The 21,155-nt window shown below is 64.3% G+C and carries 25 protein-coding genes; 13 read left to right on the top strand and 12 right to left on the bottom strand.

Going from position 1 to position 21,155, the window contains the following annotated elements; all coding sequences use genetic code 11:
* Positions 1-248: hypothetical protein (locus tag VFP86_00290; protein ID HET8998064.1), on the bottom strand; the 248-nt coding region annotated here is incomplete at its 3' end.
* Between the two features lie 224 nt (positions 249-472).
* Between VFP86_00290 and VFP86_00285 the strand changes: the two genes are divergently transcribed.
* The 3 genes from VFP86_00285 to VFP86_00275 all read left to right on the top strand — a co-directional run bounded on the left by VFP86_00285 (position 473) and on the right by VFP86_00275 (position 2,813).
* Positions 473-853 carry a prepilin-type N-terminal cleavage/methylation domain-containing protein gene (locus tag VFP86_00285; GenBank protein HET8998063.1) on the top strand — a complete coding sequence of 127 codons (381 nt, stop codon included), beginning with the start codon at positions 473-475 and terminating at the stop codon, positions 851-853.
* Complete coding sequence (locus VFP86_00280; GenBank protein HET8998062.1) at positions 850-1,407, top strand: prepilin-type N-terminal cleavage/methylation domain-containing protein; 558 nt, start codon at positions 850-852, stop codon at positions 1,405-1,407. The genes VFP86_00285 and VFP86_00280 overlap by 4 nt, the downstream gene beginning before the upstream one ends.
* A gap of 101 nt (positions 1,408-1,508) precedes the next feature.
* Positions 1,509-2,813 (top strand): hypothetical protein, encoded by a 1,305-nt coding sequence (locus VFP86_00275; protein ID HET8998061.1) that lies wholly within the window; start codon positions 1,509-1,511, stop codon positions 2,811-2,813.
* 29 nt (positions 2,814-2,842) lie between these two features.
* Here the strand turns inward: VFP86_00275 and VFP86_00270 are convergent, their stop codons facing one another.
* The 8 genes from VFP86_00270 to VFP86_00235 form a co-directional block, all read right to left on the bottom strand.
* Positions 2,843-3,559 carry a class I SAM-dependent methyltransferase gene (locus tag VFP86_00270; protein ID HET8998060.1) on the bottom strand — a complete coding sequence of 239 codons (717 nt, stop codon included), beginning with the start codon at positions 3,557-3,559 and terminating at the stop codon, positions 2,843-2,845.
* Positions 3,560-3,636: 77 nt separating this feature from the next.
* Positions 3,637-4,089, bottom strand: a complete 453-nt coding sequence (locus tag VFP86_00265) for a VOC family protein (protein ID HET8998059.1) — start codon at positions 4,087-4,089, stop codon at positions 3,637-3,639.
* A 19-nt stretch (positions 4,090-4,108) separates the two neighbouring features.
* Entirely contained in the window at positions 4,109-4,354 is a 246-nt protein-coding gene (locus tag VFP86_00260; GenBank protein ID HET8998058.1) for a glutaredoxin family protein, read from the bottom strand.
* A gap of 32 nt (positions 4,355-4,386) precedes the next feature.
* Positions 4,387-4,956, bottom strand: coding sequence for an RES family NAD+ phosphorylase (locus VFP86_00255; protein ID HET8998057.1), 570 nt, complete (start codon positions 4,954-4,956; stop codon positions 4,387-4,389).
* Entirely contained in the window at positions 4,953-5,699 is a 747-nt protein-coding gene (locus VFP86_00250; protein HET8998056.1) for a helix-turn-helix transcriptional regulator, read from the bottom strand. Before VFP86_00250 ends, VFP86_00255 begins: the two co-directional genes overlap by 4 nt.
* Positions 5,700-5,761: 62 nt before the next feature.
* On the bottom strand, positions 5,762-6,541 hold the full coding sequence (locus VFP86_00245; protein HET8998055.1) for a carbohydrate ABC transporter permease: 780 nt from the start codon (positions 6,539-6,541) through the stop codon (positions 5,762-5,764).
* 110 nt (positions 6,542-6,651) lie between these two features.
* Positions 6,652-7,515, bottom strand: a complete 864-nt coding sequence (locus tag VFP86_00240) for a sugar ABC transporter permease (protein ID HET8998054.1) — start codon at positions 7,513-7,515, stop codon at positions 6,652-6,654.
* Positions 7,516-7,618: 103 nt separating this feature from the next.
* A complete protein-coding gene (locus tag VFP86_00235; GenBank protein HET8998053.1) occupies positions 7,619-8,884 on the bottom strand; it encodes an extracellular solute-binding protein in 1,266 nt (421 codons plus the stop codon).
* 226 nt (positions 8,885-9,110) lie between these two features.
* Between VFP86_00235 and VFP86_00230 the strand changes: the two genes are divergently transcribed.
* Positions 9,111-9,398, top strand: a complete 288-nt coding sequence (locus VFP86_00230) for a hypothetical protein (protein HET8998052.1) — start codon at positions 9,111-9,113, stop codon at positions 9,396-9,398.
* Positions 9,399-9,534: 136 nt separating this feature from the next.
* Positions 9,535-10,590 (top strand): DUF3048 domain-containing protein, encoded by a 1,056-nt coding sequence (locus VFP86_00225; protein ID HET8998051.1) that lies wholly within the window; start codon positions 9,535-9,537, stop codon positions 10,588-10,590.
* 19 nt (positions 10,591-10,609) lie between these two features.
* Here VFP86_00225 and VFP86_00220 read toward each other — a convergent pair whose 3' ends face one another.
* The 3 genes from VFP86_00220 to VFP86_00210 all read right to left on the bottom strand — a co-directional run bounded on the left by VFP86_00220 (position 10,610) and on the right by VFP86_00210 (position 13,772).
* Complete coding sequence (locus VFP86_00220; GenBank protein HET8998050.1) at positions 10,610-11,350, bottom strand: HAD family hydrolase; 741 nt, start codon at positions 11,348-11,350, stop codon at positions 10,610-10,612.
* Between the two features lie 4 nt (positions 11,351-11,354).
* Positions 11,355-12,371, bottom strand: coding sequence for an aminoglycoside phosphotransferase family protein (locus tag VFP86_00215; GenBank protein HET8998049.1), 1,017 nt, complete (start codon positions 12,369-12,371; stop codon positions 11,355-11,357).
* A gap of 153 nt (positions 12,372-12,524) precedes the next feature.
* Entirely contained in the window at positions 12,525-13,772 is a 1,248-nt protein-coding gene (locus VFP86_00210) for a Glu/Leu/Phe/Val dehydrogenase (protein ID HET8998048.1), read from the bottom strand.
* Positions 13,773-13,886: 114 nt separating this feature from the next.
* On the opposite strand from VFP86_00210, the gene VFP86_00205 reads away from it, so the two are divergent.
* The 8 genes from VFP86_00205 to VFP86_00170 all read left to right on the top strand — a co-directional run.
* Positions 13,887-15,251 (top strand): aspartate aminotransferase family protein, encoded by a 1,365-nt coding sequence (locus VFP86_00205; GenBank protein ID HET8998047.1) that lies wholly within the window; start codon positions 13,887-13,889, stop codon positions 15,249-15,251.
* Positions 15,252-15,410: 159 nt separating this feature from the next.
* On the top strand, positions 15,411-16,385 hold the full coding sequence (locus VFP86_00200; GenBank protein HET8998046.1) for a tyrosine-type recombinase/integrase: 975 nt from the start codon (positions 15,411-15,413) through the stop codon (positions 16,383-16,385).
* 196 nt (positions 16,386-16,581) lie between these two features.
* Positions 16,582-17,007, top strand: a complete 426-nt coding sequence (locus VFP86_00195; GenBank protein ID HET8998045.1) for a cupin domain-containing protein — start codon at positions 16,582-16,584, stop codon at positions 17,005-17,007.
* Between the two features lie 115 nt (positions 17,008-17,122).
* Entirely contained in the window at positions 17,123-18,508 is a 1,386-nt protein-coding gene (locus VFP86_00190) for an FAD-binding oxidoreductase (protein ID HET8998044.1), read from the top strand.
* A gap of 101 nt (positions 18,509-18,609) precedes the next feature.
* Positions 18,610-19,212, top strand: coding sequence for a DUF1326 domain-containing protein (locus tag VFP86_00185; protein ID HET8998043.1), 603 nt, complete (start codon positions 18,610-18,612; stop codon positions 19,210-19,212).
* An 18-nt stretch (positions 19,213-19,230) separates the two neighbouring features.
* On the top strand, positions 19,231-20,016 hold the full coding sequence (locus VFP86_00180; GenBank protein ID HET8998042.1) for a DUF2182 domain-containing protein: 786 nt from the start codon (positions 19,231-19,233) through the stop codon (positions 20,014-20,016).
* A complete protein-coding gene (locus VFP86_00175) occupies positions 19,992-20,723 on the top strand; it encodes a TetR/AcrR family transcriptional regulator (protein HET8998041.1) in 732 nt (243 codons plus the stop codon). Before VFP86_00180 ends, VFP86_00175 begins: the two co-directional genes overlap by 25 nt.
* Positions 20,698-21,155, top strand: a 458-nt coding sequence (locus VFP86_00170) for an alpha/beta hydrolase (GenBank protein ID HET8998040.1), incomplete at its 3' end; no start/stop codon positions are given. The genes VFP86_00175 and VFP86_00170, both read left to right, overlap by 26 nt.

The following is a 21,155-nucleotide window of genomic DNA, read 5'->3' as shown; positions in this document are numbered from 1 at the left end:
CAGGCGGGCTCGCCGATCTCGTCGTTCGATCCGGCGATCAGGTTCAGGGGGTTCTTCGGATTCTGGGCCAGGCTGGGCTCGTTTTGTTTGTTCTTGGGGAACGGGCCGGCGAGGACCTGGTTCACCTGGACGTTCGTCACGGAGACGGCGCCCAACGGCGCGTCGGGAACGAAGACGATGGCCGCCGCGAGGGCCGTGACCGCCCCGAGCCTGAGCGGGGCCATCCATGGGATCCTGACGTGTCTCATACACACCTCCTAGCTCTTGCGGATGCTCTCCCCCCTAGAGGGAGGAGTTGGGGGTTCGGTAGCGCCGTCCAGGCCTCCTGTGCGGTTTTCCGTCCTGGGCGCAGCTTCTTGCAGATCACTTGCCGGCCGTCAGAGGAGGTGACATTCAGGGGACATTCAAAGGACATTCAGGGGACATTTGGAGACCCCGTTACGGGAGCAGGGAACCATCGCGAGGGAGCAAATTGAGCCATCATCAAATGTCGCGCGGCGCCACCCTCATAGAACTGATCGTGGCCATGAGCCTGTTCGCGATCGTGGCCGCAGGGATCTTTGGCCTCTACGCGGTCGGCGTCTTTGCGAACCAGCATGCTGCCGATCTGGCCGGAGCAGCGGAATTGGCGCAGGCTCGTCTCGAGCAACTCATCGCCAATCCTTTCGACCCCGGGCTCGCAGGCGACACTGGCGGCGATCTCGCGGGGCCACCCCAGTACCGTTGGACCGCAGGGGTCGCGGCCGTCGCGCCCGGCCTCGGGCAGGGCACCGTGACTGTGGCCTGGACCCGCAGCGGACGTCACTACCAGGTGACGCTCACCACCGTGGTGCGGATGCCGGAGGCACCATGAGCCGCAATCTCCGGGAACGGGGACTGAGCCTCATCGAGTTCCTGGTGGCCTCCCTGATCGCCGGGATCCTGGGGCTGGCAGTGTTCGGCCTCTTCCGGGGAGGTCTGGCGCTCTGGCAGCGAGGGGCGGAGGCGATCGATCCTGGCGAGGCGGCCGTGGGGATCGAGGTGGTCGCGGCAGCGATCAGGGAATCGAGCCATTCTATGGATGCGGTTCGAGGTGGCGGCGGAGGGCAGCCCGGACGCGATATCCTCGTCCTCCGGTCCGGTCCTGTGGCTGAAGGCGGTGGCGCTCTCGCCGCAAGCGGCCTGCTCACGTGGGGAGGATGGGTCGCGTTCGTCTACGATCCAGATCGGCTTGAGCTTCGCCGCATCGACCTCGCCAGCCCGGATGCTGTGGCCGACTGGGTCTCCGGCCAGGGTCGGCTCATCGCCAGCCACGTGCAAGGGTTTGCGGTCGAACGCGAGGGGGACCGCGTCACGGTCACCATGACGATCGAACGACAGGGCAGGTCGATCACTTTGCGGACGTCGATCCGCCCAAGAAACCTGTGAGGTCATGTCAGCTGGAGGCGCGTCGGGCGGAGGCCTGTAGGAGAATTCCGCCGTGGCCTCGGCAGGAGTCGGGCCAGAGTCTCCTTCTTTTCCTCGCAGTCGTGACCATCCTCCTGACCATCCTCGGGGTGGGCTTTATCGCCCGCATGAATCTCCAGCAGCGCCTCGTGGGTGACCGCCTGCGAGCGATGGAGGCCCGCTACATCGCCGAAGCGGGGGTGGAGAAGGTCATCTGGTATCTCGATGGACGGGCGCCTGATGGCTCGGATGATGCCTCGTGGCGGCCCCTGGGGTATCGCGAGCACATCGACGCGGGCGGGCTACGCGGAGAGTTCACCGTTGACGTCCGCGACCTGGCGAACGACTTCGTGAGCATCGTGTCCTGGGGCCAGGCGGGCGGGGCTCGCAGCGGCGTGCGCGTAACCGCGAAGATCGCTCCCCGGGTGTTGGATCACGCGCTCTTCAGTGCGGGGTTGGTGGCGATTGAGGGGCCGCGGGCCGGGGTCACACTGATCGGGCCAGCCGGTCAGGAATGCCTGCCGCGGGTCCTCATCGGCGTGAATGCCGAACTCTGGTTCCGGACTCGGGGGAGCAGCTTGGAGCTTGGTCCCTCCTGCCCCGGACGGAGCGGGGCGCTGCAACTCGGGCTTGCAGACATCAAGCGGCTCACAGTTGGCGATCTACACCAGCCGATTGCGGGAGCCGACCGCCTCCGTTCATTTGGGGTCAACGTGACCAACCTCGAGGAGGTGACGCTCCGTCCCATCGAACGCGAGGCCGTCCCATACCTGGATGCCGGTACCCTGCGTCGCCAGGCTGTGCAGAATGTGTTGAACGCTGCCCTGAACCAGGCGGCCGGCCGGGCGATGGAGTCGCCAGGCCTCGCGTCCAAGCGGAACAGCCTCTACACGCCGGAAGAGATTTCTGCGCTATTCGAATACATTCGCCGTCGGGACATCCCGCTAGTGGGTCCGATCGTCGTGGCCGGCCCCGTCACGTTGCCCGGCAACGCCAACGTGACCGTTGCCGAGGGGTTCCTGGCGGCAGAGGGTGGTCTGACCCTTCAACCGGGCAGCCGCCTCACGATTCACCATGAGGCGTCATCGCGATTGCTTCCTGGGGTAATCACGCTCACGCGCGAGCTCTACGCTCCGCTCATCGTGGGCGAGGGGGCCTCCTTGGCCGTCGAGGGCGTTGTGGTCGCGGAGGGAGTCATCGAGATGCACGCAGGGTCGACGATGACGGTGGTCGGCGCTGTCGTCGCGTCCGACGAAGAGTACGGGCTGCGTCTGGACAATGCCACATTGGTGGTGCGTTACGATCCGGCGGTGCGGGGTGCGCTGGGTGTACTGGCTGGCAAGGGCCGGAGGCGTGTTGTGCCATTGGCCTGGCACGAGATGCGATAGCGTCACCCGGCCTGGCGGCGCAAACAGACTCAAACGCGTAGAGATAGTCTCGGTGGTTGACCGCGTACCGCCTGGAAGATGAGCTCCGGGCTTCCCTCGCTGACAGGTTGACCGTCCCAGTCGCCGAAGATGTGTTCCACGGAGAAGCCGGCGTCGATCAACGACTGCGTGAGTTCGGTGCGGGTACGGAACCGCAATTCGCCCGTAGACACCAGTTCTTCACCAGACGACGAAAACCGGTAGTGGATCTCAAACCGCACATATGCGCCCGCGACCTCGATCAACTGGCTCCACACTTCGATGGGTCCATGCGTAGCGTCCTGGATGCTCCGGCGCCATCCCTGCGGCGCCCACCCCGCCCATGCTCGCGCACGCGGATTGCGGCTCTCAAACGCCACGTGCCCCCCCGGTCGCAAGGCGCGGTGTACGGCGCCCAGCGTCCCCTGCCAACCCTCGTCGTCGCGGATCACCTGGGCCACGTGGCCGGTCATGATCGCCAAGTCGGCCTGTACTTCGCCCAGCCGGCTCGCGGTGCCCTCGATCCAGCTCACCCCACCGCCGCCCGGACGATGGCGGGCGAAGTCCAGCATGGCCGGCGATGGATCGACCGCCGTCACGCGGTGACCGCGCCCGGCCAGCTCGCAGGCTAGTAGCCCTGTACCGCAGCCAATATCGACGATCGACGAAGCGCGTAGCGTCCCTGCCAGTCTGATGTAGAAAGCCAAATCTGCGCGAGGTGCACACACCGTGTCGTACAGGGCGACAAGTCTGGGGTCGGTGTACTCTTGGAAGGTATCCAAGAGACTCAGGTCAATGGCCGACTTCAGCCTGAGGACCGCTGCTTCATGAATGCTGCCGCCCGTTTCTTCAGCTCCTCGGGTGACACATCCTCGATGTGGGTGGCAATCCACCAGTAGTTCCCAGCGGGATCCTTTACGCCGCCGTGCCGGTCACCGTAGAACTGGTCGGCGGGCTCCATCACCGAAGTGGCCCCTGCCTCGAGCGCTCGCTTGTATATCGTATCGGCGTCATTCACGTAGACGTACATGGCGCTCGATGTCGCCTTCGATTCGCCCTGCACATCACCCAGCATCACGACCGAGTCGCCGATCCGTAGCTCGGCGTGTCCAATCGTCCCGTCTGGGCGCTCGAACCGCTCCGTCTCGCGGGCGTCGAATACTTTCTTTAGGAAATCGATCAATCGAGCTGCTCCCTGGACCGTCAGGTACGGTGTGACCGTGTGATACCCCTCCGGAATCAGCTTGACCGCTGCCATCCGTTCACCTCCGTTTCGATTATTTTTCCAGCAAGCGCTTCACGGCAGACCGTAAGGTCGGAACCGTGACGATGCCCCAGGCGATCTCCCGGCCGTCCACCGTCAGCACGGGAATCTTCTCACGGTAGCGGCGGAAGAGCCGAGGGTCCGCGGTGATATCGATGTGCTCGATGTTGAAATCGAACTCTCGCCGGAGATGTTGCAAAATGGCGTTCGCCTTCTCGCAGAGGGAACAATCCGGCTTTCCGTAGACGACAATCGTCACGAACCTTCTCCGATCCCCAGGGACACGTGGTGTCAGGCGTGTGCGGTTGGCGGCTCAGCGCGCAACCAGTCGAGGTCGGCGCGCCTCCGGCGCCTGTGGGGCGCATGCTTGGCGTTCTGCGGAAAGATCGCGATCTCTCCCCAGGGTGGATGCGGATCTTTCCACTCAGCGAACCCAAACCGAGCCAGCGAGGCGCTGCGGCACACGATGCCTTCTAAGCCGGCCCTGTGCCATGCGGTCGCGGCGTGTTGCGTCTCGCTGACGCTGATCCCCGCCGGATATGTGGGGGGGAATCCGGCTGCGATCACCCCGTCCGCCGACGCCACATCGACGACCGTGCCCGACCAGGTGATCTCCACCAACGCCGGCCGGACATCCGCGTTGAGGTCTTCCAGTTCCACCCCGGACAGCCGGAAGACATCCAGCGCGACCGCTCGGGCTACGCGCTCACTGCAGCACGCGTACAACGCCTGGAACGCCTGTGTGTTCCATCGGTTGTCCGTGCGCCCCCGACTGTGGGATGCGTCGAGGGGGTCTTGCCACCTCTGGCGGATCACCCGGTACACGAGATGGCCGTGGTCCACGAGGAGCGGCCCGGTCATGCCTGATAAGACAGCGCCATCTCGTACCGATCCGCCACCTCTGCAATCCGGCCCCGCTGGATCCAATCGATAGCCCGTTCACCGGTGAACAATTCTGCCGGTCTCCGGATGACCTCGGGCAGTCGTTCGGGACGGAACAGCGCCTGCAATCGTGTGAGCGCCGCATCCGCCGAATCGAGTTTGGCCAACTGCTGCTCTGGGACCGCGATCTTGCCATGACCCCACCGGCGGATCGTTTCCCCTGAGACCCCCAGGATATGGCCCATCTCGTCCTGGCTGAGCCCCAGGGCCCCCGCCAGCCGAGCCAAGATGGCCCGCCCTCGCGAAACCTTCGCCTGCTCCACCAGCATGCCGGAGACCGTCGCCGCGAAGACGCGCAGGAGGACATCGTCTTCGGATGTTGGCCGGCAGGATGATGCAAACAGGTCTCGCGGGCTCACACGTTGGCCGAGATACGCCCGCCACCGAGCGATGAGGAGGCGCGACGCGGCCTGCCGGTGCCCCCGCCGATAACACAACAGGGATGGAAACGCGTCATAGACGACCGCGCCGGTGATGATGAGCGCTTGATCTGGAGGAACCCCGGCTTTCGTGCCGAGGCCGGTAAAGAAGTTGCTCACCTCCACAACGAAGGTGCGGACTCCCTCGGCGCTTCCAAGCGCAAGGAGCCGGACGAGTTGCCCATGACTGGCGAGCCGGTGCTCGAGGGCCTGCTCAGCCTTCCTGACCGCCACCTGCGTCACGTGTTCGTCTCCCGTGCTCCCTCTTCTAGTGTGCCACAAATGTTCCACACATTCAACCGCTGTCAGCCCTTCAACGATCCCGCCATCAGCCCCCGGATGAAGTAGCGCCCCAGGAAGACGTACACGAGGAGCGTCGGCAGGGCAGCCAGCAGCGCGCCGCCCATCTGCACGTTCCATTCGACGACGAAGCTCCCGGCGAGGTTGTTGAGGGCGACCGTGATCGGCTGGACGTCGGGCTGGCTGGTCACCGTGACGCCGAAGAGGAAATCGTTCCAAATCGATGTGAACTGCCAGATCGCCGCGACGACAAACGCCGGGGGCGACAGCGGGATCATGATGCGCTGATAGATCCCCCACAGCCCGGCCCCATCCATCGTGCCGGCTTCGACGAGCTCGTTCGGCACCGTGGCGTAGTAGTTGCGGAAGATAAGCGTGGTGATCGGGATCCCGTAGACGACGTGGACGAAGATCAGGCCCTGGAGGGTGCCATAGAGGCCGATGCGTTGGAGGGTTTGGACGAGAGGGATGAGGACGCTCTGGTACGGAATGAACATCCCGAACAGGATCGCCGGGAAGACGACGTCGGCGCCGCGGAACCGCACCTTCGCGAGCACATACCCGTTCATGGATCCGAGCCACGCCGACAGGATGGTCGCGGGTACCGTGAGCTCGACGCTGTTCAGGAAGTTGGCGGCTAGGCCACGCTGGCCGTGAGCGGGATTGCCCTGCCAGGCCTGGACAAAACTCGAGAAATAGAGGCCGGACGGGAGCGCCCACATCCGTGCGAGGCTGACCTCGGCAAAACTCTTCATCGACGTGACGACCAGCACATAGAAGGGCAAGAGATAGAATGTCGCCGAGAGGACGAGCGCGGCGCCGACGAAGAACGGGACTGCCCGAGCACTCCCCCTCCCCTGCCCTGCCGTCCCCCCACGAACCGCACGGTGGGGGATCACCGTTCCACCTCGGTGCGTGTGCTGTGGACGAGGTATGGGACGGTGAGGAGCGCGACGAGTACCAGAAGAATCTCCGCAATCGCCGCGCCCTGCGCAAAGTGGTTGCCCCGGAAGGTTGTGTCGAACATGAAGAACGCGGGGACGTCGCTGCTGAACCCCGGGCCGGGACCGGTCATGGCGACCACGAGATCGAAGATCTTGAGCGAGATGTGTCCGAGGATGATGACCGCGCTCAGCGTGATTGGCTGCAGCAGCGGGATGAGCACGTATCGGTACCGCTGCCACTCCCCGGCACCGTCCACGTAGGCGGCTTCGCTGAGCTCATCCGGGATGCTGCGGAGGCCGGCCAGGTACAGGGCCATCGTGTACCCGGAGAGCTGCCAGATCGCCGCGAGGGCCACCGCAAGGATGCCGATCCGAGGGTCGGTGTACCAGCCGGTCTTGAGAAACCCGAGATGGGCCCGATCGAGGAGCAGGTTGATGCCGACACTTCCGAGCTGGGCGCTCCCAGGGTTGAGCAGCCACCGCCACACCACCCCGGTCACGATGAATGAGATCGCCAACGGGGCCAGGAAGAGCGTGCGAAACACCGGTTCGACTTTCATCCGCCGGTCGAGGATGACCGCGAGCGAAAACCCGATGCCCAAGCAGCCGGTGAGGAACGCCAGCGTGAATTTGATGGTGTTAACGATATCGATCCGGAAGCGGAACGCGTCAAACAGATCGCGATAGGTCCTGAGCCCGGCCCAGGTATAGTCGGGGAGGACGTCGTTCCACCGGGTGAGCGAGACATACCCGGTCCAGCCGACGAACCCGTAGACAAAGATCGCGATCGCGGCCACGGACGGGAGCACCATCATGGTGGCCACCACGCGGTCCCACCTGCGAGATCGACTCCGCACTAGCTGGAATCTATCCTCTCACCTCCACCCCGTCTGACAAGGATGGGAGATGGCGCTGGAGCTACTTGCACACCCCGGCAGCCGCGCAGGCCTTCTGCAGGGCTTTCTGCGTCCCTGCGGTGTCCCGGGAGGTCACGAACAGGGCGATCGCATCTTTGTACTCGGTCGCCCATCCCTCACTCGCCGCCGCCCCGTGAATCACGCTGGGGACGATCGCGTCGGTCTTCCAGTGGGTCATCGTCCACTGCTGGTACGGGCTAAACAGGCTCGCCGAGCAGTCCGTCCGAGCGCAGATCGACCCCTTCAGGGGATTGAAAGCCTCCTGCCCTTCCCGCGACCCTAGGGTGCGAAGCCACGCCATCACGTTGTCCCTGTCCCGCGCTTTTTTGGGGAGCCCGAAGCTGTCCGACAGGGCGTCGTAGACGTTGGCGTTCCCCGGCGCCGGGACCCAGCCGTAGTCCTTCACGTTCTTAGAGGTGAACCACCCGTTGGCCCAGTCCCCCATGATCATCATTGCGCCCTTCCCGCCTGCAAGGTACTCCCCTGCTCCATCCCAGGTGAGCGCCGCGTGATCGGTGTTGGTGTACGACAGCATCTTCTTAAACGTATCGAGCGCTGCGGTCACTTTTGGACTGGTCCACGCGGTTCTCCCCGTCCATAGTCCCCGATAACCATCGGCTCCAAGCGTCCCGATGAGCACGGTTTCGAAGGCGTGCCCCGCCTCCCATCCCTCCTTGTCGCCGAGGGCAAACGGCACCACCCCCTTAGCCTTGATGGCGTCCGCCACCTTGAAGAACTCGTCAAACGTCGTCGGCGGCATGAGGTGCGCATCGGTCAAGATCTTTTTGTTATACCAAAGGATGTTGGCGCGGTGAATGTTCACGGGCACCGACCAGATGTCGCCTTTGTACGACAGGATCTCGATCAGACCCGGCGGCATGACCTTGGTCCAGCCCTCCGACCGAAACAGAGCAGTGAGGGGCGCCATATAACCGGAGCGGACCCACGTATCGATGAGTTCATGCCCGGCATGCACTTGAAACGAATCCGGCGCGTCCCCGCCGAGCATCCGGGTCTTCAGCACGGCCTTGGCATTGGTTCCGGCACCACCCGCGACCGTGGCGTTGACGATCTGGACAGCCGGGTAGCGCTTATGGTAGGAATCGAAGAGGGCTTTCAGCGCGTCGGCCTCGCCTCCGGCGGTCCACCAGGAAAAGATCTCGAGTTTCCCGGCCGGCGCGCCGCGCGACGTTCCCAGCCAGCTTACACCGACGGTGACAGTCAGAATGAGCGCGATCACCCCTCGACGCACGACACCACTATGCATGGCAGCTCGCCTCCTTCTTGCTGGTGCGCTCCTCGGAGAACCTCGGGGATTCCGGTCTATCGCCGGGGCCCGCCCAGGACGCACCCCCGGTTGGTGTCATTGGCCGATCACGGACAGATCCCCTTTGCCGGACCGCCGGAGTTCGTCTAGGGCGGCCCTCTGGGGGGCAGAATACTGACGGAGCAGCACTCTGGGCAGCTCGGACGCCTCTGGAGGGAGTCGTTGCATGGATCGATCGTTCCGGGGTGGACGGAAGTTCCTCACGCAGGGGGTCTCGCTTCAGACCGTGCTCATGGCGTTCATCCCCGTCGCCGCCTGGGTCGTGTTCTTGGTGCTCTTCGTCTCGGCTTACCGCGCCGTCATCCACGTGCAGGGGCCCGCCGGGGTGATGCTGGGGATTCTGCGGGATCTCGTCGAGATCGTCACCGTGGTCATTGCGCTCAGGTACTTCTTCGAGATCCTGCACCGTGGTGCAGCGAGCGACTTCTCGAACGACTCGAAGAACCGATCCTGACGCGATCTGGTCCGGCCGATCAGGCCAGATCAGCGATCACTCACGAGCGCATCCACCGTGCCGAACGGGTGTTTCGGTCACGGTCTTGAAATTGCACGCGGCGCTCGATACACTGCGTCACGGACGCGAATTCGTGATGAAGATCTTGTTGAACACCCGCGGATGGATGGCCACCGGCGCGATGCTCGTGGTGCTGGTAGTGAGCCCGGTCCCAAGCAGCGCGCCGCCGCAGGCGCCACCCAGGGTGGCGACTCCACCCCAGGAATTCCTCATCGATGATCCCGTTGCCGGCGAGCCGGTGCCCGAGGAGCTGGCCAGACGCCGGCCCCTCGCAGTGATTATTGAGAACTTCCCCGATGCCCGGCCGCAGTGGGGGCTCTCACTCGCGTCTCGTGTCTATGAGGCGATCACCGAAGGGGGTATCACCAGGTATCTGGCGGTCTTCGGCCCGAACGACGCCGACCGCGTCGGCCCCGTCCGATCCGTGCGCACCCAGTTCCTTAACTATGTGCTGGAGCTCGACGCCGCCGTTGCCCACGTCGGCGGCAACGCCGACGCCCTCGATCACATTGCCACGTTCCAAATCAAGGATCTTGATCAGTTCCGGTACGCAGAGGCCTTCCGCCGCATCCTTGTGCCGCATCTGGCGCTTGAACATACGATGTTCACGTCCACCCGTGCGCTGCGCGATCTGATGGATCGGTCGGGGTGGGGAGAGAAAGTCGTCATCGATCATCCGGTGTGGAAGGCCGCCATGCCGCCCGGGCTGCGACCCGCGATCCAAAAGGTGACGATCGAATTTTCCTTCCCCGAGTACCGCGTCGCATGGGTCTACCGGCCTGGCACGGATGACTATCAGCGGTTCATCGCGGGAGTGGAGGACGTCGATGCGGCGACGGGAACGCCACTTACCGCGCAGTCCATCGCGATCGCGGTGATCTCGAGAATCCACGGCCGGACGGAGATCAGGGAGGACACGTGGACGTTCTCCGACGTCGGCTCGGGCCGGGCCTGGATCATTCAGGATGGGACGGTGACGGAAGGCCAATGGCAAAAGGCGTCGAGGACCGACCGGCTCCGATTTTTGGACGATGCAGGCCGGGAGATTGAGTTCAACCGCGGGCGGCAGTGGGTCGAGATTGTGCCACCCGAGATCACGCCGGACTTTGAGTCGATGTTCGCAATCCAGTAGGCCGCCGCGATCCGCGATCTCAGGCGCCGATCAGGGCCTCCACGACGGCTTCGAGTTCGGCGTAAGCTTGGAAGCAGGCATCCGGGACCAACCCGTTGTGCTGGACATTCTCTCCTCTGAAGATGATGCAGCGCATCCCGGCCCCGCGGGCTCCGGCGAGGTCTCGCGGAGGGTTATCGCCCACGTAGACTGAGGCCTCGGGCGCCACCCCGAGCGCGTGCATTGCCTGGAGGAATGGGCGGGGGCTGGGCTTCTTCACTCCGATCCGCGACGAGAGCACCCTGACCGGAAAAAACTGGCTGAGACCGGCGATCTCGAGTTCCGGTTCGGTGAAGACCCACTGGGCATCGGAGATGAGCCCGATCCGGTACCTAGCCCGGAGCCGGTCCAGGACTTGATGAACGCCGGGAAAGGTGGCAAAGTAGCGCCGGGTCAGCGTCCGAAATAGGGTCGACACGGCGATGGTCTGAGTGGTATCGAGGCCGTCGCCGCCGTCGTCGGGTCCGCCCCGTCGATAGTGGGTCATGATCTCACGAAACACGACCGAGACGTCTACCTCCGGAAACCGCTCGGGGCTTCGCTCGAGGTAAGTCCGCACCCGTGCCCGATACTCCCGCGCCAGTTCAGCGGGCGTGATCGAGACCCGCCAGTAGCCGAGATACTCGGCGAGCGTGGCGTAGACCCACGGGTCGTCCTCGTCGGTCCGGATATCAATCAGCGTGCCATACAGGTCGAAGAAGATGGCGCGCGGAGACGTCACGCAATCACAACTCCAGGCCCCAGGTCAGGCACTCGCGGGCTTCCCGCACCAACCGCCGCCGGTACTCCCAGTCCAGCCAAGTGTTTCGGGCGATCCGAAGTTCGGTCAGCGCCATGTAAAACGGGACCCGTTGCGTGATCTCCCAGAATGCGCCTTCGGGCGCGGGGAAGTTGCGTGCGTACCGCCAGAGGAAGTGGTGGATGAACGGCTCCGAGACGTGGAGGCGCCCCATCCGCCAGAGGAACGCATGCTTCAACTCGCCGCAGACCATCCCGACGTCGTACACCCGGTCCGCATCTCTCATCCGTTCGAGGTCGATCGCCACGACGCCGTCCCCGTTGGGGAACAGGAAGTTAGTGGGCGTCGCATCCCCGTGCACGGTGACGGCCTCCGCCTGCATGCGGGCGTGCTGGAGCCACCGGTCCCTGAGCCGCAGGTACGCCGCGGCGCGATTCGGGGAGAGGAGTCCCTGCCGCTGCAGCGTGGCGACGATTCTCATGAAATAGGCGGCGACTTCATTCAGATGCGCGGAGGCGGATCCGTGAGGGATCCGATCGAGGGCGGATTTGCTGTGGAGCCGGTACAGAAAGGCGGCGAGGCGTGCGAGCGCTTCCTCGAGCGGCGCGGATGCACCGTCCCACGCCGCGCGCTTTAGATAGTGGTCGAGATCATTGCCCCCGATAAACTCCTCGGCGACGGCGAGGCCGATCCGCTCTTCGCGACACAGGGGGTTCACGACATAATGGGGGAGACAGTTGAGTCCCAGGTACCGCAGACGGATCAACTTTCGATACTCGCTCTTGATCCGTGTGACCTTGCTTTCGTCTTGGTCCCGGGTGTCGAAAAACTTTCCAACGACCGCGCGCTTCGTCTCCGCCTCCCGGTACCGGTACACCAGCCGGGTGTGGGACAGGCGTTCGACGTGGAATACGGGCCGCCGGATCTCCGGATAGACTCGGAGCGCGAGGACTTCATACAGGGGATCGTCCTGATCGAGCACGCCTACATATGTGTCCAACATGAGCCAGACCGCCTATTGAGCGTTCGTGTCGTGCGACCGGAGATCACGCCTGGGGCGATTCCCTCGGGGGAGACCGCACGGAGGGCACCATGAGTAGTATACTCTATCCCCCGGCCGGGTTGGGGACCCCTCCCCCGCCCCGGCGTTCGATGCCTACGGATAGATGCCCCGCGTCATCAGCGCATCGGCGACCCGTTGAACCGCCACGATCAGGGCGGCGGTCCGTAGCGTCGTGTGCCTAGCTGCGGCCAAGTCCGCGACGCGCTTGAACGTCGACACCATGATCCGCTCCAGGTGGGCGTTGATCTCTTGTTCACTCCAAAAGTACGCCTGCAGGTCTTGCACCCACTCGAAGTAGGACACGGTCACACCGCCGGCGTTGGCAAGGATGTCGGGGACGACCAGGATCTCTCGACCGGCCAGGATCACGTCTGCCTCTGGCGTGGTTGGGCCGTTCGCCGCCTCGACAATGATCCCAGCTTTCACCCGGGCGGCGTTGTCGCGCGTGATCTGGCCTTCGATCGCCGCGGGGACGAGCACATCGCACGGGAGCTCGAGCACGTCGGGGTTGGAGACGGCCTCCGACCCCGGGAACCCCTCGACTGTCCCGGTACGCCGCAGGTGCCCAAGCACGGCGCGCGGATCCAACCCCTCGGGGGAATAGCACCCCCCCATGATGTCGCTCACCGCGACGATCCGGCATCCCTGATCGTGCAGGAGTCGGGCCGCGGCCTCACCGACGTTACCGAATCCCTGGATGGCGATGCGGCTCCCGGCGAATGGAAGTTCGCGCAGCCGCGTAGCCTCCCGTACGGCAAACATGACCCCGCGGCCGGTGGCGTCGCTGCGGCCGACGGAACCGCCGATAGGAATGGGTTTCCCCGTGACGACCGACGGCACGGAGTACCCGCGCTGCATGCTGTATGTGTCCATGATCCAGGCCATCACCTGGGCGTCGGTGCCGACGTCGGGCGCGGGAATATCGCTCTGAGGGCCCATCAGGATGCTGATCTCGCTCGCGTAGCGCCGCGTCAACCGCTGCAGTTCATCGCGCGACAGTTGGCGCGGGTCGCACGCCACGCCGCCTTTGGCTCCGCCGTATGGGAGATGCATGAGGGCCGACTTCCACGTCATCCACATCGCGAGGGCCCGAACCTCGTTGATCTCCACACGAGGGCTGTAGCGGATGCCCCCTTTGGTGGGACCGAGCACCGAGCTGTGGTGTACCCGGTACCCGGTGAACAACTGCACCGAGCCGTCATCCATCTCCACTGGGAAATGGACGACGAGCTCACGGTGTGGGGTGGCCAGATACTCGCGGATGCCGCGTTTCAGCGAGAGATGCTCGGCCGCATCATAGAACTGGCGCAGGGCCATCTCCCACGGATTCTGTGGCGCCATAGATGGTCGCTGTTTCGTGCGGCCGCGAGGAGTTCCTTTTGAGCAGGACAGGGAGATCGGGCGGCCGGGCCGAAGATTCGGGGAGAGTTGCCAAACGGCACGCGGGAGGCTGGTATGGCGGTCAAAAAGATCGATACGCTCGACATGCTCGTCCGCGAGGACCAGGAACACCTGATTCATCCGCTCCACCATCCCCTCGACCACCAGCACCCGTTGGTGATGGTGGAGGGCCGCGGAGCGATGCTCAAGGACATCGAGGGGCGCGAGTACATCGACGGGCTCTCGTGTCTCTGGAACGTCAACATCGGGCACGGCCGGGCCGAGCTGGCGCAGGCCGCGGCCGAGCAGATGGCCCGGCTGGCGTTTGTCAGCAGCTACGCCGGGACGACAAATATTCCGGCGATTCGCCTCGCCGAGCGCCTCGTCGGGATTGCCTACCCGGACACCTCCGGGGTGTATCTGACGACCGGCGGGGCCGAATCGAACGAATCCGCGTTCAAGATGGCCCGCTACTTTTGGAAGGTCCAGGGCCGTCCTACGAAAGTGAAGATCTTCTCGCGCATGCACGCGTACCACGGGCTCACGCTGGGTGCGATGAGCGCCACCGGGATGGCGGCGTTCCACAAGATGTTTGGCCCACTCGCCCCCGAGTTCATGCAGGTCTCCGCGCCCTACGCGTACCGCTGGCCGACGGCCGGCGATGTCGGCGTGGAGGCGGCGGACGCGCTTGAACAGGCGATCCTCCGGGAGGGCCCGGACACCGTTGCCGCGTTCATTGCCGAGCCGATCATGGGCGCGGGTGGAGTGATCGTCCCTCCCCCCACGTATTTCCCGCGGGTCCGGGACATTTGCAACCGGCACAATGTGCTGCTGATCGCCGACGAGGTGATCACGGGGTTTGGCCGGACGGGCCGCTGGTTCGCGCTCGGGCACTGGAACGTTCAGCCAGACCTCGTCTCGTTTGCGAAGGGGGTGACGAGCGCCTACCTGCCGTTGGGGGGCGTGCTGGCCGCAAAGCGGGTCCACGATGTGTTGCAGCAGGCGCCGCCGGATAAGAAGTTCATGCACGCGGCGACCTACTCCGGGCACCCCACCTGTTGCGCGGTGGCGCTGCGGAATCTCGACATCCTCGAAAAGGAAGGGCTGGTCGAGCGGGCCGGCCCGATGGGGCGCCGGTTGCTGACCAGCCTGGAGGCCCTGCGGGACCTTCCGGCGGTCGGAGATGTACGCGGGTTCGGAATGATGTGCGCGGTGGAACTGGTCGCCGACAAAAAGACCAAGGCCCCGGCGCTGGGGCTTGGAGCCCGGGTGCTCCAGGAGGCCCGGTCGAGAGGGCTACTGGCGCGCCTCCGGGTCGGATCGGCGGATCCTCCGATCGGGGACACGGTGTGCCTCGCTCCGCCGTTGATGACGCCGCCGGAGACGCTGGACAAGATCGGCGAGATCCTCAGGGCTGCGGTCATCGCCGCTACGCGGTAACGGATGCGTCCCCGCGGCCCGCCGGAGTCATCGGCGGGCCGCGGCGTCCGACAAAGGAATCCGTGGCAGGCCGTGGAAGACGACCAGGACTGGTAGGACTCGTCGAACCACACGTAGCAGTCGCCACAGACGTCGTCGCATGCGTCGGAGGACTTTATCATGCCAGGACGGCGGCATCTGCGCTCGCCGGTTCCTTCGACCCACCCCCTCCTTCTTGAGTGGTGGACCGACCTCGAGGGCGACGACCACGGGCTCAACACCCGTCTTGCCTATGTCCGGGATCTCAAAGACTTCGGCGAGTACGTCGAGGGGAATCTCGAAGAGGCCACATCTGAGGATCTCCTGAGATTCACCCGCCGGATGACCGAGGCCGGTCTCTCCGTTGCCACCCGCGCCCGCCGCATCACCTCCCTCCGTCAGTTCTATGAATGGCTGCGGCGGCGTCAGGGGCGACCGTACTCGGTCGCGCAGGACCTCCATCCTCCCCGCCGTCCCCACCGGGTGCACCGGTGGTGGACCGAAGATCAAGTGGCACAGTTCCGCACGGCGTTTCACGGGGGATCCCCGCGGGTCATCCGGGATCGCGCGATGGCCGAACTGGGGCTGATGGGCCTTCGGGTCAGTGAGGTGATCCGGCTCGATATCGAGCGCGTCGTGCACCTCTCCGATCCCGAGCGGGCGTCGCTGGTTGTGCTGCGCAAGGGGAACAAGGAGCAGGTGCTTCCGATTACCGCCGACGCCCGAGAAGCCCTGCTGGCCTGGCTGGCCGTACGTCCTCCCGCCCCCACGATCGCCCTGTTCTTCCGGCTGCCCCACCAACCCCGGCGGGCGCGGCTCCACTACGCGAGCGTCGAGAAGATCTTCAAGCGATATGCCACGGCGGCCGGCGTGCCGATCCCGGAAGGGATTGCGTTTCATCATCTCCGCCATACCGCGGGGCAGCAGATGGCCACCGTGGGGCTGGGCATCGAAGAAGCGCAGCGCCTCCTGGGACACGCCAATCCGGCGACCACCCAAGTCTACTACGAAGTGACTGACGAACGGCTGCGGAACGCGGCGCGGCGGCTCCACTATCGTGGGAGGACGGCAAAGACACCACCCCCCCACCCGCGGCGCCCCGCCCGGATGGTGTGATCTACCTCTTCGCTTTCCGCGTGGCCCGCTGCTAGGTTCCCCGGCGAGACAAATCCCCGAACCCATGAACATTTGTTTGGTGATTGACAGAGGGAGGCTTCTTCGTGTATTAATTGGTCGAGCGATTAAATCGGTGGACCAATGCAGACCCGGACGAATCACGCCTAAGGGTTGACATATTGAAGGGGGGAGTCGGATGCCAAAGACCTCGATTTGGGTGCTGGTCCTGGCAGTGGGAATCGCAATAGGCGCCCTCGGGAGCCAAGTCCTCAGTGCTCCGCAACAAGAGTTTACACGCAACGTGCTTCTCAAAACGGTCGCGACAGGAGCACAGACGTCGGACGGCGCTCCATTGGATATCTATGTTATCGATGAGACACTCATACCTGGAGGACAAATACCAAGACATTATCACCCCGGGAACCAGACCTTCGTTGTCACACAAGGTACTGGGGTATTTCAGGAAGACGGGAAACCATCGGTGGAGCTAAAGCCGGGAACGGTTGTGCACATGGACCCGAAGAAGGTGCACAGTGCAAGAAACACTGGTACCGTTCCCATCAAATTCATGGACTTTGGACTTTTCGAGGCCGGCCAACCTCCCAGCATTCCTGTGAAATAAGCGGCATGTCAATAGGGGCAGAGATGGGAGCCCGCATTTCCGACTTGACCACGACCGAGAATTTCGGGGACGCGTCGAATGCTAGCGGAGTATGCCCTGCCAGGAGGGGATCGCCATGGCGGTAGTTGCCATCAGGGAAGCGAACGCGTTGAAGGCCCAGTTGCGCGGCGAGATGATTCAACCGGGCGATGGGGATTATAATGAGGCCCGAAAACTGTATAACGCGATGATCGACAAGAAGCCGTCCGCGATCGCTCGGTGCGTCGATGTCGCCGACGTGATGGCGTGCGTGAACCACGCGCGCTCAAACGGGATTCTGCTGGCGGTGCGCGGCGGCGGGCATAACGGTCCGGGCCTGGGGAGTTGCGACGGCGGCCTGGTGATCGAGCTGTCACGAATGCGGGGCGTACGGGTGGACCCGGCCGCCAAAACGGCGCAAGTGGCGGGTGGATGCGTGTGGGGCGACGTGGACCATGCGACGCATCCCTTTGGAATGGCGGCACCGAGCGGCATCATTTCGACTACCGGCGTGGGAGGCTTGACTCTGGGCGGCGGGATTGGCCACCTGTCGCGGAAATGCGGGTTGAGCATCGACAATTTGTTGTCTGTGGACATGGTCCTCGCGGACGGGAGCTATGTCACAGCCAATGACAAGCAGAACCAGGACCTGTTTTGGGCGGTCCGCGGCGGCGGCGGCAACTTTGGAGTGGTGACGTCGTTCACCTTCCGCCTGCATCCGGTGAGCACGGTGATGGCGGGGCCGATTTTCTACGCTGCGGAAGACGCGCCTGCCGTGATGAAGGCGTACGAGCAGTTCATCACCACTGCGCCGGAAGAGATCAACGGGTTCTTTGCGTTTCTGGTAGTCCCGCCGGTGGACCTGTTCCCTGCGCCGCTGCATATGAGGACCGTCTGCGGAGTGATTTGGTGCTCGACGGCGAGCCAGGAGCGGACGGCGGAATTGCTCAAGCCGGCGGAAAGTTGGGCCAAGCCGCTGCTGGTAGGGGTCGGTCCGGTTCCGTTCCCGGCGTTGCAAAGTCTGTTCGACGGGCTGTACACTCCAGGACTGCAGTGGTATTGGAAGGCCGACTTCGTTGACCATCTCACGGACGAATCCATCGCGCTGCACGTAAAGCATGGTTCCAACCTGCCTTCGATGTTCTCGACGATGCATTTGTATCCAATCAATGGAGCGGTGCACCGGGTGGGGAGCGGCGATACAGCGTTCAGTTACCGGAAGACGAAGTGGGCGGAGGTGATCGTCGGCGTGGATCCGGATCCGGTGAACAAGGACAAGATCACGAATTGGGCCCGGAGCTACTGGGACGCGGTGCACCCCTTTTCGGCGCCTGGGGCATATGTCAACTTCATGATGGAAGAAGGAACGGCGCGAGTGGAAGCGACGTACGGTGCCAACTATGCCAGGCTGCAGGCGATTAAGGCTAAGTATGACCCGGGGAATCTGTTCCGGGTGAATCAGAATATTGCGCCGAAGGCATAGGATGCGGCTGGAAATAGCGAGGGGAGAGTGTTCCGCGCCCCCTTTCCTTGGTCCCCTTGCTATGATGAACGTGGTGATTCTCAACAAAGGGAGGTGGGATGATGGGATACGCCGTTGAAGGACGGCTCCTCGAGGCATGTTCATGTGGGGGGCCGTGCCCGTGCTGGGTGGGCGACGACCCGGACGGTGGGACCTGCGATGCGTTCCTCGCGTATCACTACGATAAGGGGCACATCAACGATATCGACGTCGGTGGCCTGACGCTCGGCCTCGTGTGTCGCATCCCCGGGAACGTGCTCGCCGGTAACTGGAAGGTCGCTGCGTACGTCGACAGCAAGGCGTCACCCAAGCAGAAGGACGCGATTCTGGCCATGCATACAGGGAAGCTCGGCGGGCCGCTCGCCGACCTGGCCAAACTCGTCGGCGAAGTCGTAGGCGTCCACGATGCGCCGATTCAGTTCAACCTTATCGAAGGCAAGGGCACGATCAGTATCGGGGATGTGGTGTCTGCAGAGATGCAGCCCTACACGGATAGCCAGGGCCGGCCGACGAAGCTCGTGGACAGCATCTTCAGCACAATCCCAGGGTCTCCGGCCTACGTTGGAAAAGCCGCGTCACATCGGGTGAACATCCCCGAGCACAAGATGACCTGGCAGTTCACCGGGCGGAACGCCGTCCTCGGCAACTTTCGGCTCGAAGGCTAAGACCGGGAGGGCGGCGAGATGATCGGGCTGATGCGCACCCCGGATGATGCCCGATGGTACCGCGTGTCGATCGTGATGCTGGTGGTCCTGGCGTGGGCGGTGCTGGCGACGTGGGGTGCCTCGCCGTTCGCAGGCCTGCTCAGCCATCAGGGGATCGGGGGGGGGAACATTTCCCCCCCGATTCTCGGGCTGGCGGTGTTCGTCCTCGGTTGGACGCTCATGACGATCGCGATGATGCTGCCGAGCAGCCTGCCGCTGGTGAACCTCTTCCGGGCGCTGATCGCCGCACGTCCTGACCGGAACGCGCTGGTGCTGCGGCTCGTGCTCGGCTACCTAGGCGTCTGGGTACTCTTTGGTGCGGTGGCCTACAGGATGGACGCCCTTGTGCATGCGGCGGTTGGTCAGAGCCCGGACCTGGCTGCCCGGTCGGCATGGATAGCGGCCGCCATTCTCATCGTCGCCGGAGTGTACCAGTTTACGCCGTTGAAGCACATGTGCCTGGACAAGTGCCGGTCCCCCTACTCGTTCCTGGTTGAGCACTGGCGGGGCCGGCACCCGGGAGCCGACGCCCTGCGCCTCGGGGCGCGTCACGGCCTGTTCTGCCTCGGCTGCTGCTGGACCCTGATGCTGCTGATGTTTGCGATCGGGGGGGCCAACCTCGCCTGGATGTTGCTCCTAGGCGCGATCATGGCCGCGGAACGCACCACCCGCTGGGGGCGATATCTCACGAAGCCGCTCGGCGCGGCGTTGGTGCTGTGGGCCGTATTCCACCTGGCGGGGTGGGCGCCATTCCCAAACACGTAGCGTCGGACCTGAACGGGCCGTTCTCGCTGAAGACGCTGGACTCGAGACGCCGCAGGAAACGCGCCACGGGTCGCGGCGCCAGGCCCGCCTCCAACGTCGTCTCGACCAGAGACCAGATCCTCGCCGCCGCCTATCGGACCCTCATCGACGTCGGGTACAATCAGATCTCCATGCGCAAGATCGCCGATGAAGCCGGCGTCAACCAGAGCCTCCTGCACTATTACTACGGCAGCAAGGAAAACCTGATGCTCGAGGTGTTGGGCTACGTCAACGAGCAGCTCTTAGCCCGCCAGCGCAAGATGTATCAGGAAGTGCGGTCCTTCGAAGCGATCTGGGCCCAGGCACTCGAATACTTCAAGGAAGATGTGCAGTCGGGGTATGTGCGTGCGCTGTGGGAACTGCGGGCGCAGGGACTGAGCAACGCGCGCATCCAGAAGCGCCTCTTGGAGATGATCGGCCATTGGCGAAGCCTCGTCGCCGATCTGGCGAAGAACGCGCTCGTAGAGTACGGCATCGAGACGAAGATCCGCCCCGAGGTGTTTGGGCGGTTGCTCGGGGACGTCTACTGGGGGGCCGAGGCGGAGATCCTGGCCGGCGAGGACCCGCACACGCACATCGAGGCGATACGCCTGATGGGCAATCTGTTCCGCTGGATCGCCGGGGGCCAACCGAGGAGAACCCGTGAGGCCGCCGCAGGCGGTTCTTGACGGGTTGCGCAGCCGCTTCGGTGCGAGCGGGATCGCCGATCCCGTCCGCGAAGGCTACGCACATAACGGCCCCGTCCGCCTTGCCTACCAGGTCTTCGGACACGCACCCCAGACACTCGTGCTTATCCCCGGATGGCAGATCGCGCACAGCCGGGCGTATAAATTTCAGGTTCCCTACCTGGCCCATTGGTTCCGGGTCGTGACGTTCGATGCGCGCGGCAGCGGGCGTTCCGATCGGCCCGAGACCGGATACGACCACGACACGCTGACGGCCGACGCGCTGGCGGTGACGGACGCCGCGGGCGTCGACCGCGCCACCCTGATCGCCTGGTCGGGCGGCACGAATCATGCCGTCATGCTCGCGGCGGAGTATCCCCAGCGTGTGACAGGGCTCGTCCTGATGGGCGGCGCGCCCAGTCAGGCGGCGGGTGC

The sequence above is a fragment of the bacterium genome, assembly GCA_035703895.1.
Lineage (GTDB): Bacteria > Sysuimicrobiota > Sysuimicrobiia > Sysuimicrobiales > Segetimicrobiaceae > Segetimicrobium.
The sequence above is the reverse complement of the archived record's forward strand: the minus strand, read 5'-3'. Positions and strand labels throughout refer to the sequence as shown.

Bases quoted from the DNA above. Each gene is read 5' to 3' on its own strand.
- VFP86_00280 (HET8998062.1), top strand. From the start codon at position 850: ATGAGCCGCAATCTCCGGGAACGGGGACTGAGCCTCATCGAGTTCCTG.
- VFP86_00265 (HET8998059.1), bottom strand. From the start codon at position 4,089: ATGGCAGCGGTCAAGCTGATTCCGGAGGGGTATCACACGGTCACACCG.
- VFP86_00255 (HET8998057.1), bottom strand. From the start codon at position 4,956: ATGACCGGGCCGCTCCTCGTGGACCACGGCCATCTCGTGTACCGGGTG.
- VFP86_00240 (HET8998054.1), bottom strand. From the start codon at position 7,515: ATGATGGTGCTCCCGTCCGTGGCCGCGATCGCGATCTTTGTCTACGGG.
- VFP86_00235 (HET8998053.1), bottom strand. From the start codon at position 8,884: ATGCATAGTGGTGTCGTGCGTCGAGGGGTGATCGCGCTCATTCTGACT.
- VFP86_00230 (HET8998052.1), top strand. From the start codon at position 9,111: ATGGATCGATCGTTCCGGGGTGGACGGAAGTTCCTCACGCAGGGGGTC.
- VFP86_00225 (HET8998051.1), top strand. From the start codon at position 9,535: ATGAAGATCTTGTTGAACACCCGCGGATGGATGGCCACCGGCGCGATG.
- VFP86_00215 (HET8998049.1), bottom strand. From the start codon at position 12,371: ATGTTGGACACATATGTAGGCGTGCTCGATCAGGACGATCCCCTGTAT.
- VFP86_00210 (HET8998048.1), bottom strand. From the start codon at position 13,772: ATGGCGCCACAGAATCCGTGGGAGATGGCCCTGCGCCAGTTCTATGAT.
- VFP86_00205 (HET8998047.1), top strand. From the start codon at position 13,887: ATGGCGGTCAAAAAGATCGATACGCTCGACATGCTCGTCCGCGAGGAC.
- VFP86_00200 (HET8998046.1), top strand. From the start codon at position 15,411: ATGCCAGGACGGCGGCATCTGCGCTCGCCGGTTCCTTCGACCCACCCC.
- VFP86_00195 (HET8998045.1), top strand. From the start codon at position 16,582: ATGCCAAAGACCTCGATTTGGGTGCTGGTCCTGGCAGTGGGAATCGCA.
- VFP86_00190 (HET8998044.1), top strand. From the start codon at position 17,123: ATGGCGGTAGTTGCCATCAGGGAAGCGAACGCGTTGAAGGCCCAGTTG.
- VFP86_00185 (HET8998043.1), top strand. From the start codon at position 18,610: ATGGGATACGCCGTTGAAGGACGGCTCCTCGAGGCATGTTCATGTGGG.
- VFP86_00180 (HET8998042.1), top strand. From the start codon at position 19,231: ATGATCGGGCTGATGCGCACCCCGGATGATGCCCGATGGTACCGCGTG.